Here is a 13,770-nt window from a genome sequence, read left to right on the forward strand (position 1 = left end):
TTTAATTACTCTTCTTCTTTTTTCTTTCTTGTAACGAAAAGTGAAATTGCTACTGCAGCTGCGATGACAATTGCAAATGCTCTTGATGTGTCATCTGTCTGGTCATCAGTTTTCGCTCTTCTTGATCCAAGAACTGCTGCGCCATTTGTTGCGGCTGTTCCTTCTCTTGTAGCTCCAAGTACTGCTGCGGCTGGTGCTGCTGCAGGTGCTGCAGCTACAGGTGCAGGTGTAACCGGTGTAGGTGCTGCCGGTGTAGGATCATCTCCGCCTGCTGGTGTAGGATCTGGAGTTGGAGTAGGTGTTGGTGCAGGTGTTGCTGCTGTGATAGTGAACGTATTATTCACATAATCAACCTTGAAGTTACCCTGATATACATCACCTGTTACTGTTATAGCGTAATCTCCTGCTGTTTCGCCAGTTGCACGAGCTACTGCATACTGAACAGTATTCTGTGCCTCTGTCAAAAGAGCTGAGTTAGTAGTTGAAACTGCAGCTGTAAGCGTAGGATCTGTTGCGCCTTCTACCTTAGAAGCACTGTCTGCTGTAACTTTTGCATCTGCGTATCCAATCTGGAGTTCACCAAGTTCATAGCTGATCTTAAATTCATCAGTTACAGGAACTTCTTCTCCATTAATTATCATTGTGACTACTTCTTTTCCAGTAGCAACGAACTTGTAATTTCCTACATTTTTTCCGCTTGCTGAAACTGTTACACCTGAAAGTGTATATGTTGTTCCATCCATATCAAATGGCACACCGGTTGTTGCACTGCTCTTAAGTGTGAAGAGATTCTTAATAGCATCCCAGATCATAGCTGCGATATTTACATCCTCTGTATCAGAAGATACACCATAACCGGTTGTATATGTCTGAACTTTGCCATTATATGTTACCAGAACGTTGTCAGCATGTACTGTTATACGATACTCATCACCAGTGTCTTTTCTGCTAGCAATCTTCATTGCACCTTCAACGTATTCAATTGAATAGTTATCAGTAACATCTTCCTTGAATATAAGGATTCCGTCTGTAATCTTTACTGAGCCCTCTTTGATGTTGAACTTATAGTTACCAACAGTTGTCTGAGTGTTGTTCTCAAGCTCAGCTTCAAGTTTCTGTCCATCTATAAGTCCTCCAGCCTCTGTTTCTTTTGTCCAGTCATATCCTGATGCTGTATGTGGCTTACCATCAAACATGAATGACTGTTCAGTTCCGTTTCCGGCCATTACAATAATAGGTCTCTTTGAAATTGTTACTGTTGCTGAAGCCGTAGCCACTTCATAGTTCTTATTCTCTGTCTTTACCTGGACAGTCTGGCCTTCAACAACATTTTTAAACTGAGGTGCATCTTTACTCCAATCAGTTCCATTTGTGCTGTACAAGATTGTTGTAGACTGCTCAAGTTCAGGATTCATAACTACATCTACTGTATGATCCTTAGCATCATATACGCCCTGATATCCTTCAACACTAAGTTCAAGAGCCTGACCGGATGCTTTCTTAATCTCGAAGTTACCGGGTACAAATGTGATATTGTAGTTACCATTAGCATAATGAGGTCCACTCGCTTCTGCGCTTGCGCTATCACTTGTTTCTTTTGCTATAAGAACCTTCTCATATGTTCCGGCATCAACATCCTTGTCAGCGTTCTTTCTGGTAATAGCATAACTAATTACATCATCACCAAAAACTTTGTCCAGTTCTCCATCTTCAAGTTTAAATTCAGGATCCACTTCACCATAAGTCTTCTCAGCGTCTGCAACTTTAAGTTCGATCGCTCTCTTTTTGATTCTGATCTTTACTTTCTTCTCAGCATTGTTGTAGTTTGCATTCTCTGCCTTTACAGTTACTTCGGTCTCATCTATTACATCTGTGTACTCTGGTGCTTTTGTTGTCCACTCACCATTTCCTACCTTGTAAGAGATTGTTGTTCCCGCTGTTACTGTTGTGCTTGCTGTTACCTTATGTGACTCTGCATCATATGTTACATCAAAGCCTTTTGCATCAAGTCCAAGAGCTTCTCCACCTGCCTTATTGATTGTAAGGGTTCCTGGCTTATATGTGATAGCATAGTTTCCTGTCACATCTGTGTTTCCATCCTTAACTACACCATTGCTGGCTGTTACGCTCTGGGTTCCCACATCTGTTCTCTTGTTTCCGCTAAGGGTTGCATCTGCCTTGTGGCTTTCCTTTGCAAGGCTTCCTGATGTTACTGTTACTCCTGTTACTTCCTTTTCTGTTCCATCATATACAAAGTCTGTATTGCTGTTTGCTGTAAGTTCGATCGCTCTCTTTTTGATTCTGATCTTTACTTTCTTCTCAGCATTGTTGTAGTTTGCATTCTCTGCCTTTACAGTTACTTCGGTCTCATCTATTACATCTGTGTACTCTGGTGCTTTTGTTGTCCACTCACCATTTCCTACCTTGTAAGAGATTGTTGTTCCCGCTGTTACTGTTGTGCTTGCTGTTACCTTATGTGACTCTGCATCATATGTTACATCAAAGCCTTTTGCATCAAGTCCAAGAGCTTCTCCACCTGCCTTATTGATTGTAAGGGTTCCTGGCTTATATGTGATAGCATAGTTTCCTGTCACATCTGTGTTTCCATCCTTAACTACACCATTGCTGGCTGTTACGCTCTGGGTTCCCACATCTGTTCTCTTGTTTCCGCTAAGGGTTGCATCTGCCTTGTGGCTTTCCTTTGCAAGACTTCCTGATGTTACTGTTACTCCTGTTACTTCCTTTTCTGTTCCATCATATACAAAGTCGGTATTGCTGTTTGCTGTAAGTTCAATCGCTCTCTTTTGAATAGTAACTGAGTTCTCGTTATTGTTATTAGCAAATACGAATTCAACAACATAAGCTCCTTTGTTGTATGCGAATTTTTGTGCATCCAGTATCTTCTTAGCTGTAGCTGAACCATTATCACTTACATTTGTAGCTTTAGCTGTTGTTGATGACAATGGCTGATTATTATAAGTAATCTTGCTCTTATCAATTGACTTACTGCCTGTTGCTGTAACTACTGCAGTATGTTCCTCACCATCATAAGTTGGTGTTTCCTGCTTGGTAGTAATAGTAATTGTCAGATGAATTGGCTTATAAAGAACCTGAACTGTAAGTGTACCATTATTATTTTTAATAGTATCTAGCTGAGTTCCATCATCATAGCCTTCAATAATATTACCGTCATCGTCAGTTGGCTTATTGGCTTTGAGTGCTTCAATTCCTAATACAATGCCTGCATCCTCATAAACAGCTGCATCGATTTCGTTTACAAAGCCTGTTTCTTTGAACTTTTCACCTGAAGCAACACTTTCGCCCTTGTAGTACTCAATGTTGTACTTATAAGTAACTCTTACCCAATTAGCTTTTAGAGTAATGTCAGCTTCTACAGGTTCATCAAAATTATATGCTTCGCCATTAAGTAACCAACCTTCTAATCTATAGAACTCTTTTGTAATTTCAACAGTTGGCTCTTTTGCCTTACCCTGATATACAACTGTCTGATTACCAGTCCCAATCTGTCCTGCTGTAGGCTGTTTATCTGTTCCACCATCAAGATTAAATGAAACAGTGTATTCATGTGGTGCCCATACGGCATATAGATCATTACCTGAATATACCTTGTTGCCATCTGCATCTAATGATGTAGTTGCTCCAGTTGTATCTGCAAAAATCTGATATGTTTCTTCAGCTTTCAGCCAAGCTTCAGTTGCTGTTGAAGATGCACTCCAGCCAAGGAAATCATAGTGAGCATCAGGTATTTCACCAAATAGATCATTATACGTTGGAGCTGTTACAGGATGATTAACTATAAGTGGCTTGTCATCATCATCTGTTGTTACTGTAACAACGTCAGCTTCTGTCTCTGGTCCGAAGTTCTTATGATATCTGATAAAGATAGGCTCTTCTCCAGGATCTGCAGTACCATTCTTCTGATAAACAGCCTTTACAAGAATCTGTTCAAGTTCTGTATCGATCATGTCCTCAGTAATAGAAATGATATCGTTTGGATAATACATTGTACCGTCACCAACAACTTTCCAACCGATAAATGTATATCCTTTTTCTACCTGATCAGGTGCAGCTGCTGCCTTAAATGCAGAATCACTTGCATATTTTTTTTCATCAGAATATGTTTTCTCTCCTGCAAATGTTCCGTGCTGTTCTCCTGTTGTATAATCTGCTCCGTCAAATACTACAGAAACATTGCGTTCAAAACGCCACTTAGCAATGAGTGTAGTATCTTTCTTGATAGGCTCATAAGGGAATGGCTCGCCTACTGTTCCATCCTCATTCTGATAGAACCAGCCAACAAGTTTCCAACCATCTTTATCAATAAAACTAGTAGATGTAAGCTCATTCTTGTCTATAGCCTCACCTGGGCTCTGGCTCAATACAGCATATCCTGTTTGTGCATCTACTTTGCTCTGTATACCAGAACCAAATGTTCCGGTATTAGGGTTAAATCTTAATGGATATGATACAGACATCCATGAACTATAAACTGCAAGATTAGAAGCAGGCATAGTACTTGTGAATGCAAACTGTTGTGAGCCAGCAACATCATATGCCCAATATTTAAATGTATAGCCAAAATCACTATAATCCTCGGAGTCTTCTGTACCTGAATATGCCGTAAGTGGCACGCCATATTTTACCTTTATAGTTTCAACTGTTGTCTGATTATGGTTATCTTCTGGCAATGGACTTACATCTATGAATGATAACTCATACTCTATTCTGTCAAAATAGATACATAGCTCATTACCCCAACTATCAGTTTGCGAAACTTCCTCATTGAGCATATTGCTTGCATCAATCTTTGTTCCATCTTCACCATAAGAATAATAAGCCAATTTGAATCCAGTATACTTATTTGTCAATCTAAAGTTATTATTATCTGTAGTTCTTACTGAATTTTTTTCAGTATATCCGTCACCATCAACATTTTCCTGGAAAAATCTTATTGTATGTACAGTTTCATTTACTTTTGTTCCAGTAAATGTCTTATCCTCAAAAAATGCATCCAAAAAAGTCGTTATTGTACCAGGGCTAACCCACTTATAATACTCATCGCTATCTTCAGGATGTGTTGGCCATACATAATTATTCTGAGTAAGTGTCTGACCGTAAAGTCCCTTCATGGTATCAGTTACTGTTTGACTGGTAGAACCATCATTTTCATAGTAGTAATACAGATCACCAGTATATGAGCTGCCATCTTCGTAATACCACTTTACAATTGTACTTGGTTCCTCTACACGATATACCTCTGTATAGCCCCATAATCTACTTGGTCGATAATATGTACCGTTTTGTGTAGTATTTGCCTTATCTATCTTTGTATAGATTGGATCTCCCCATCTATCATAACCACTGATATAGTATATATCACCGGTATACTCATTATAATATCCTCCCAAAACATAATTCTGATAGAACTTTACTTCAGTACTCGTCTCTTTCTCATACCTTAATTTGTTACCATCTTTATCATAGTAATCATACCCAGCAGTAGGATTATTCTTGTGATTACTTTGATTGTAATACTTCGCATAGCCTTCTTCGTGTGTCGGAACATCTTCATTATGGTTAAAAGTAAGTGTAATTACTTTACGTGTATAGTAAACATTGACAACCGTATCACCATTTCTACTGATAGATTTTCCGGAAACATCATTCTTAAGATACTGGAAGCCTGTATAATTAGCGCCGTCCATGCTAGAGATAGACCAATTATTATCATCCCAAGCCTTTTGTCTTAGTGCATCATTAACACTACTCTCAGTAAGTTCATCTCCTGTTCTTCCTGTGAGTCTTACAGCTTCGCTATAATCATATGTGTATTTTCCGTCTATATTGTTATTATTTGGATTTCCATCCTGATCATAAACATCATTAACATTCTGAGTCCAGAAAATAACAGTATATGTGGTGTTTGAATTTTCTTCCCAAACAGCATATAACTGGTATTCATTAGTCTCTTCATCAATAACATCATTAATTACACTATTCCAGTTAACATTAACGGTGTTGTCTTCACCACTATCTGTTGACCAGCCCTTGAATGTGTAACCTGTACGCTTAGGAGCGTTATCACCTGTAACTTTGTCCTGAATTGTGCTAAGTCTTGCGCCATCTTTAACACGCTGAGCACCAGTGAATGTTGCCCCGCTTCCATTCTTATCAAAACGTACCCAATAAGCTTTAGTAACAGATGCCCACAGCTCAGGTGTTGTATCAGCATATACAGTTGTATCGCTTATTACTATTCCTGCTTTGGCATTTGCTTCACTTGTAGACCATCCAATACATGCCTTGATATCTTCCGCAGGGATATATTCTGGAATGCTTGAAAGATCTACTGATGGTCTCTGATTTCCAGTTACTTCAATAGTTTCAACATGGAAAATTTCACCATTTTCTCCACGGAATGTGATGTAGTAATTCTTCTTAAGAAGAGGAACAACTTCGATTGTTGTAGGGCTCTCCTTCGTGATGTCACTAATTGTATCGAACTCTATGTCTACCTGTTCCTCATTAACAATCTTCTGCCACTTAACAAAAGATTCATTGTCACCAGTTTTCGGAACACCAGGATTTAACAGAGTATCGCCATTCTTGACAGCCTGAGTATTGAATACAGTTGTCTTATCGGGATCTTCATAAAACTTATAAGTTACAACCTTCTTTTCACTATTTGCGTCTTCACCTGCAAAAATGAATACTGAGAACTCATTTGAATCAAACTCTATTCCAGTCGCAACCTTAGTCTCATCCTCTGGATCTGCGTTCTTTTCTTCTGTAGCGACTGCAGCCTCGATTTCTTTCACCTCGCCGTCATGCTGATGGAGCACGGTGAAGTCTGTACCTTCGATCTTTTCAACAAGTGAAATTGATACATGAACGTACTGTGCATCTGCAGGCTGGATTTCGTCTTCATTGTATATGAACTTAATGTCAACACCCTTAGCCTCTTTTACGTTATCGCCAAGAGTATCCTGGGCTGTTTCAAGGGCCTGAGTTTCTGGAATAGCCTCAATTGATACAGTTGTACCCTCAGGGAAAAGACCTTCTTCAGCCTCTACAGATACATTCATTCCTCCAGTTATCTTGCTCTCGGAAATTGCAGGCATTTCTTCAAGTTTCATGAACTTGGCTGTGAATGTTGTATCTTTTTCCACATCAGAAGGAACGAGCAAGGCATCATTGGTTACAAAATTGCCATCCTCGTCTACCCACTCTGTGAACTGATATTTATCATTCCAAGGAGTTGCCTCAGAACCTTCAAACTCAGCATCTTTATCATTGAGATCAACGGTTTCTTCTTTTACAGAGACACGTCCACCCATAGATGCTTTGTACTTAACAGTTACAAGGTTCTGCTCTTTTTCTTCTATTTCAGTAGAAGCTGAGCTTGCAGCGTCTGCTGCCTCTTCAATAGAAGCAGATGTTGCAGCTGAAGCAGCTTCTGTGCTTTCCTCGTTTGCAGAAGTAGCTTCTGATGAAGCCTCTACAGCCTCTGTTGCAGAAGCTGTTGCCTCTGTTACTGCCGGAGCTGTCGCAGGTTCTTCTACAACATTTCCTCCATTAGTAATATCAGCGGTTGCCTCCTCGACAGCGCCTTCTGTAGCCTGATCTGAAGGTGTTCCCTCAGAGCCTTCAGTTTCTGTCTCGACTTCCGCCTCGATATCAGACTCATTTTCCTCATTTTCAGCAGGAGTTTCTTCATCTGTTTCGATGTCCTCCCACTGGAGTTCTGAAGATTCTTCGTTAGAATCTTCTGAGATCTGTTCAAGTTCTTCTTCGCTTCCTACAGCAAAAGATCTTGTGCTTGCATAATCACTACTAAAAGTAGTTGTTACAAGCGCAAGTGTCAGTAGGAATGCTAAAAATCTGTTAAACTTTCTTGACATAACACTATGCCTCCCTCTCATAAAAAAATCGCAAAATCATGAAGAAGTATGGGCCGTTTCCATACTGCTCATGTTACTACCGCTTTTAATGGCCTCATCCATTAGCTGTAACATTTCCAATGTACTTCTAAATCTGACACTCTTTTGTTCATTCGCCCAAACAAGTTCACCCTGCCAAGAGCCGTTCTGGCAATGGTCAACTTTTATAATGAACGTGTCTCCCATTTTATAAGTGCCTTTACAATACTCATTCATAACTCTTTTACTCATTACTTTCCCCCTAATGAGTAATTATATGGACCGGGTAATCATAAGACCTATCATAATTAACCATTTTTTTGAACTAAATTTCATAATCTATACATAAAATTCTAAATAATATTTCAACCATGCGGAATAGGGGATTTATGAAGTTTTTATAAAATGAGTATTAAGTAAAAATAAACCGCAATAGCTCGTATTCTGCGGATTTTCAGACACTAAATATAGACATAGCTTTATCTAAATAAGTTTATAGTTTTTTAAACAAAATAAAATACGGAGCTGGCGCACGTATAGTGCGACAGCCCCGCATTACATAAAGAATTTAATATTCTCTTTATTTATTCATTAACAGCTTCCTGATGGTTAATTCCTGCTGTTGCAGCTTCATCCATGAGTCTCAACATTTCCATCATACTTCTGAAATGTATAGTCCTGTTCGCTTCTGCCCAAACAATTTTTCCTTGCCAGGTACCATTCTGACAATCCGTGATCTTTACGATAAATGTCTGTTTGGCATCAAGAGATTTCATGTTTACCCCCTTTTCAGGTTACCTTGTACATCAAGTCCTAACCCAATTGCATATATTGTACGCAAACAGCTATCATAATTTTAATCATAATTGCTCTTATTTTTGTTGTTTTTTCGTGAAATAAGAAATAAATCGCTAAAGTTTTTCTAAAATATCGTGCTTTATATAAAAATAAAGCCTATATCTGAAACGATTAAGTGTGCATCAGACATAGGCTTTATTTTTTGTTTAGAAACTAATTAAATATACATATTTTCCGCAAGTTCTTCTCTAGGAAGAAATGGGGCAAGATCCTCTAATGGAGCGCTTGTAAGGCTGCCGTCAGCTTCTTTTTTCACTGATGACTTAGGAGCCCAGGGCTGAACTGTATCTGTAAACACTTCGCAGAACACAGGGGTATCGGAAGACAAAGCTTTATCAATGCCAGGCTCAAGGTCATTCCCTTTTTTAATTGAAACGTAATTGTAGCCAAATACCTCTGCCAGCTTTCCAAATTCAGGAAAAGCAAGGTCTCCGCTCTCTGGGCCGATTCCAAACTTGGAATAATCACTGAAGTGATAATTCTGAGTAAGTCTGATGGAGTGGTAACCATCATTATTTATAAGAAAGAGCTTTATAGGGAGCTTATTTGTAACTATAGTCTGAAGTTCCTGCAGGTTCATCATGATGCTGCCGTCGCCCTCAAGGCAGATGGTCTCTTTTTTACCTGAAGCAATGCAAAGTCCGATTGCTGCCGGAAGTCCATAGCCCATGCTGGCTACAGCGTTATTAATAATGAATCTGCTGCCGTTCTTGATATGCCACGCCTGAGAACCAGCTACGCAGCAGGCACCGTTGCTGACTGCTGTAAGCGAGCCTTCATGTGCCTTGTCAGAAAGAGCTCTGATAAAGCCATAGACATTTACAGGAGCATCACCGGTAGCGCGCTGATTTTCAGACACAACAGGGTATTTTTCTTTCCATTTGATACATTGAGCGCGCCAGTCATCGCATGATGCAAAGTATGACTGGTCATCATTCTTTAAGTTTTTCCAATCTTTTATCTCATCAAGGGTCTCATTCATGGCTTCCATGAACAATCTGGCATCTGCACAGATCTTTTTATCCACATGGATCGTGTGCTTTTCCATCTCAGCAGGGTCGATATCCACCATTATGACTTTGGCTGCTCTCGCCCAAGAACTCCAGGTATAACCGGTCTGTCTGATGGATATTCTGGATCCGATAACAAGCAAAAGATCTGAATTCTGAACTGCAAAATTTCCTGCTCTGTCGCCCATGTAGCCTCCGCGGCCGCAGTAAAGCGGATTCTCATCCTCTATGAGGTCAATAGAATTCCAATAAGTACAAACAGGAACTCCAAGTTTGTCCACCATCTCTCTGAAAGCATCAAAGCCCTTTGAAATGCGGATTCCGCCGCCCGCGTAGATGACAGGTCTTTTAGCCTTTTTGATCTCATCAAGGATCATCTGGGACGCTGCCAGAAGTTCATTGTGATTCATAGGCTCTGATGTAGAAGCATTGTCTTTTTCCACATCAGGGCAAAGACATGAATGCTCTTGTCTATACTCCTCGTCAAAGCTGCGAAGCTCGGCCGGATTAATTTCTTTTGCCTGGTAATTAACAGGAACGTCTACCCATACAGGTCCAGGACGACCGGTACTCATAAGGTGCCAGGCCTTCTCCATAACATACCTGATGTCTTCCGGCGCCTCAAGCATGACTGCGTATTTGCACATGTGCTTAGTCATCTGGGTGATATCGTATTCCTGGTCTCCTATGGAACGAGGAAGGCCTGAATCATTTATAAATTCATGGCTTGCAATCGGTCTTTCTGAATCAGAGTTTTCCTGAAAATCTGCGCTGCAGCCTCTTTTAGAGAGGCCGTACTCTGTGTTTCCTTCCATGTATCTGACTGTAGTGTCGTATCTGACCTGTCCACTTACAACGAACATGGGAAGTGAATCAAGCCATCCGCCGAGAACGCCTGTGATGGCATTGGTTCCGCCAGGGCCTGAAGTAACGCAAAGTGCTGCAACTTTTTCTCCGTATCTTGAGTAGCTCTCTGCAGCAATAGCTGCGCCCTGCTCGTGATGGAAATGGGTACAGTGCATGCCCTCTGTATGGCCAAATGAGTTGTTAAGGTGCATCGCACCGCCGCCTACAACTGTAAAGCAGTCAGTGACACCTTTTTTGATCAAAAAATCTACTATATAATCTGATAATTTCATAAAACCTCACCACTTGATCCAAGGAGCTCTGCCTGTCTCAATGAGATCAGAGAGTTCATCTCTTTCTCTTGCTGTATCCATGCACTTCCAGAAGCCGTCATACTTATAAGCTGCAAGCTCGCCGTCTCTTACAAGGTTGTGCATTGGCTCTTTTTCAAAGAAGGTGCTATCGCCCTCGATGTAGTCGAAAACTCCCGGCTCAAGTACCATATATCCGCCATTGATACGAGCTCCATCGATGTTGGCCTTCTCTCTGAAGTCCTTAACAACTGATGAGTCATCAGAATCTATATCAAACACACCAAATCTCTGTCCTGCAAGAATGGCTGTAACTGTAGCAATCTTGCCATGGCTCTTATGGAACTCAAGAAGTTTGTTCATATCAAGATCGCAGACTCCATCACCGTAGGTCATGAAGAATGTCTCATTCCCCACATGCTCTTTTATCCTCTTGATACGTCCACCGGTCATGGTGCTGTATCCCGTATCAACTATTGTAACTTTCCATGGTTCTGCCTTCTGTGAATGGAATGTCTTTTTATTCCTGTTAGCAAAATCAAAAGTCACGTCGCAGTTGTGGAGATAATAGTTATTGAAATACTCCTTGATCACTTCCTGCTTGTATCCTGCACAGATGATGAATTCGTTGAATCCATAGTGGGAATACTCTTTCATGATATGCCAAAGAATTGGTTTGCCGCCAATCTCAATCATTGGCTTTGGACGCAAGTGGCTCTCTTCACTGATACGTGTTCCGAAACCACCGGCTAAAATTACTACTTTCATTTAAATGCCTTTCATTTTTAAAACTCTCTTTTTTAACCTATATAATATAAACCAAGTTGTTTGTTTTAACAAGGATTGGCAATTTACAGGTACTTCTCTGGCTCGTTGAGGAACACGTCGGTTATGCCCTTTGCAGCATATGCCTCTATGTTCATCCTTCCTCCTGTAGGGACTTCAGGGTAAAGATGTCCGCCAAACCACGCACGCACTGTTCTGCCTTGAATTTTCTCAATCGGAAGATCCATGTGAATTCCCGCAGGGTGAAGCGCTATGCTGCCACCTGGCACGTCTTCCCACAATGACTCAAGGCCAATGGCCTTGTAAAGGCAGTTTGACAAAAGATCATCCAAAACGCCGAGCTTTGCTGTAGGCTCAAACTCATGGATTTTGAACAGGGATTCAGGGTAAAAGCTTGAATAAACAATTGCCTCCTTAACTCCCATTTCATCCACAAGTTTAACTATCTTTTCCTCAATTCCCGGATAGTTGTAAACTGATGTCTTAAGCTCAATATTGATACGCATGCCTTCCTTTATCTCATCTTCAGGTACGCCCCTTTTAACGGCATCGCAGTAAACTTTCAGTTTTGGCATCAAAAGCTCAATGACTTCACGCATTGTAGGAATCTTCTCAGCTGCCACGCCCTTGCCGGCAAAAATATGAAGAGCCTTTAGCTCCTCAAGAGTAAAATCTCTCACAAATCCAAATCCATCTGTTGTTCTATCCACACGTTCATCGTGGATAACTACAAGTTCTCCATCCTTAGTCAGCTGAATGTCCAGCTCAACTCCGGCAAGGCCATCAATTTCCATTGCCTTTCCAAAAGATGTAAGTGTATTTTCCGGATACATCTGACTGCATCCTCTGTGTGCCCAAAATCGCATATTTTTTCACAACCTTTCATTTAGAATCTAAAAGTTATCATAACTCTTTATAATTAAAAAGACTATACCATTTACTGGTATAGTCCGTTAATCATGCAGAAAATCGATTATAATACTCTTCTGCTTTTTCTCTGGTAATCTTGAATCGTTTTACTAACTTTTCAATAATCGTCGCTTTCTCGACTCCATCTTCAATTTTATCAACAATGAATGCTTCTATTCCTTGTTCTATTCCTTCTTTTAATCCATTTTCAAGTATAACATCACTCAAATTACACATATCATTAAGCCTCCGCTCAGTGTCTCTACTAACTTCTATCCCATACTCACCTGACAGCTTCTTCTTTTTCATTTCAGAATCTTCTTTTTTTAAGAGTGTCTCAAGCATCGCTATCAAAATATTTTTAGACTTCTCTAGGTTCTCATTACTTCTCAATCTGATTATAACACCTTGTAGCTTATCAATGTTTGGCAAATTCATTTTCTTGCCAAATAAAACCTCTTGAGTCAGAGAGATTCGATTAATTGAGTCCTCATCATCGCCAGCATCCATACATATCCATATACTGCGAACAGCCTTCAGACTATCGTAATCTGAATTTGTAAATTCTACTTCTTTCTGAGCAGAAATCATTCTTCCCAAATAAAAAACAATTCTGTTATCCAAGTGGTAACCAAGTTTTGTTACTTTAGAACTCTTCTGCGCCTCAATGTTAATCAGTATCTTAATGAGCTGCACCCCGCAATAAACAGAAAATCTTATATCAAAATAAATCTTCCCTTCACTCGGTACGTTATCTTCTTCAGAGCACTTTTTGATCTTATCAGCATTGGTATGCCCTGGTTCCACTCTGATCTTAGATATTTCCGGTTCATCAATATTGCTTATTATCGTCTGAATATCAGTATCCTTAAATTCATCTAATGTGTACTTAAGAATCCTAGCCAAAATCTGTTTATCTGCCAGCAATTCTTTTACATTCTCATCATACCTGGCTCTCTGACAAGTAATATCAATCGCCTGCGCTATATTTGTTTCCATTTGTATTACACTACTCCGTTTGCTTTACTTGTAGAAATAATATAGCACATATGTTCGCTGCGAACAAGTGTTTGTTTTTCGCTTGGAATTGCACTTTTTCCCATTGATTCA

7 protein-coding genes are annotated in these 13,770 nt (G+C 40.1%); all 7 read right to left on the reverse strand.

Going from position 1 to position 13,770, the window contains the following annotated elements:
• Positions 1-5: 5 nt before the first annotated feature.
• Positions 6-7,922 (reverse strand): InlB B-repeat-containing protein, encoded by a 7,917-nt coding sequence (locus tag E7303_RS03815; RefSeq protein ID WP_292143913.1) that lies wholly within the window; start codon positions 7,920-7,922, stop codon positions 6-8.
• Positions 7,923-7,958: 36 nt separating this feature from the next.
• Entirely contained in the window at positions 7,959-8,192 is a 234-nt protein-coding gene (locus E7303_RS03820; protein WP_292143914.1) for a hypothetical protein, read from the reverse strand.
• A gap of 332 nt (positions 8,193-8,524) precedes the next feature.
• Complete coding sequence (locus E7303_RS03825) at positions 8,525-8,716, reverse strand: hypothetical protein (protein ID WP_292143915.1); 192 nt, start codon at positions 8,714-8,716, stop codon at positions 8,525-8,527.
• 239 nt (positions 8,717-8,955) lie between these two features.
• Complete coding sequence (locus tag E7303_RS03830; protein ID WP_292143916.1) at positions 8,956-10,947, reverse strand: thiamine pyrophosphate-binding protein; 1,992 nt, start codon at positions 10,945-10,947, stop codon at positions 8,956-8,958.
• A gap of 6 nt (positions 10,948-10,953) precedes the next feature.
• Entirely contained in the window at positions 10,954-11,733 is a 780-nt protein-coding gene (gene rfbF, locus E7303_RS03835) for a glucose-1-phosphate cytidylyltransferase (RefSeq protein ID WP_103868408.1), read from the reverse strand.
• A gap of 83 nt (positions 11,734-11,816) precedes the next feature.
• Complete coding sequence (locus E7303_RS03840) at positions 11,817-12,617, reverse strand: glycerophosphodiester phosphodiesterase family protein (RefSeq protein WP_292143917.1); 801 nt, start codon at positions 12,615-12,617, stop codon at positions 11,817-11,819.
• Positions 12,618-12,708: 91 nt separating this feature from the next.
• Complete coding sequence (locus tag E7303_RS03845; protein WP_292143918.1) at positions 12,709-13,659, reverse strand: hypothetical protein; 951 nt, start codon at positions 13,657-13,659, stop codon at positions 12,709-12,711.
• Between the last annotated feature and the right edge of the window lie 111 nt (positions 13,660-13,770).

The sequence above is a fragment of the Butyrivibrio sp. genome (assembly GCF_015056685.1).
In the GTDB taxonomy this organism is placed as follows: Bacteria; Bacillota; Clostridia; order Lachnospirales; family Lachnospiraceae; genus Butyrivibrio.

Excerpts from the sequence above, each read along its gene's own strand:
- E7303_RS03845 (WP_292143918.1), bottom strand. The coding sequence starts at position 13,659 with ATGGAAACAAATATAGCGCAGGCGATTGATATTACTTGTCAGAGAGCC.
- E7303_RS03820 (WP_292143914.1), bottom strand. The coding sequence starts at position 8,192 with ATGAGTAAAAGAGTTATGAATGAGTATTGTAAAGGCACTTATAAAATG.
- E7303_RS03840 (WP_292143917.1), bottom strand. The coding sequence starts at position 12,617 with ATGCGATTTTGGGCACACAGAGGATGCAGTCAGATGTATCCGGAAAAT.
- rfbF (WP_103868408.1), bottom strand. The coding sequence starts at position 11,733 with ATGAAAGTAGTAATTTTAGCCGGTGGTTTCGGAACACGTATCAGTGAA.
- E7303_RS03815 (WP_292143913.1), bottom strand. The coding sequence starts at position 7,922 with ATGTCAAGAAAGTTTAACAGATTTTTAGCATTCCTACTGACACTTGCG.
- E7303_RS03825 (WP_292143915.1), bottom strand. The coding sequence starts at position 8,716 with ATGAAATCTCTTGATGCCAAACAGACATTTATCGTAAAGATCACGGAT.
- E7303_RS03830 (WP_292143916.1), bottom strand. The coding sequence starts at position 10,947 with ATGAAATTATCAGATTATATAGTAGATTTTTTGATCAAAAAAGGTGTC.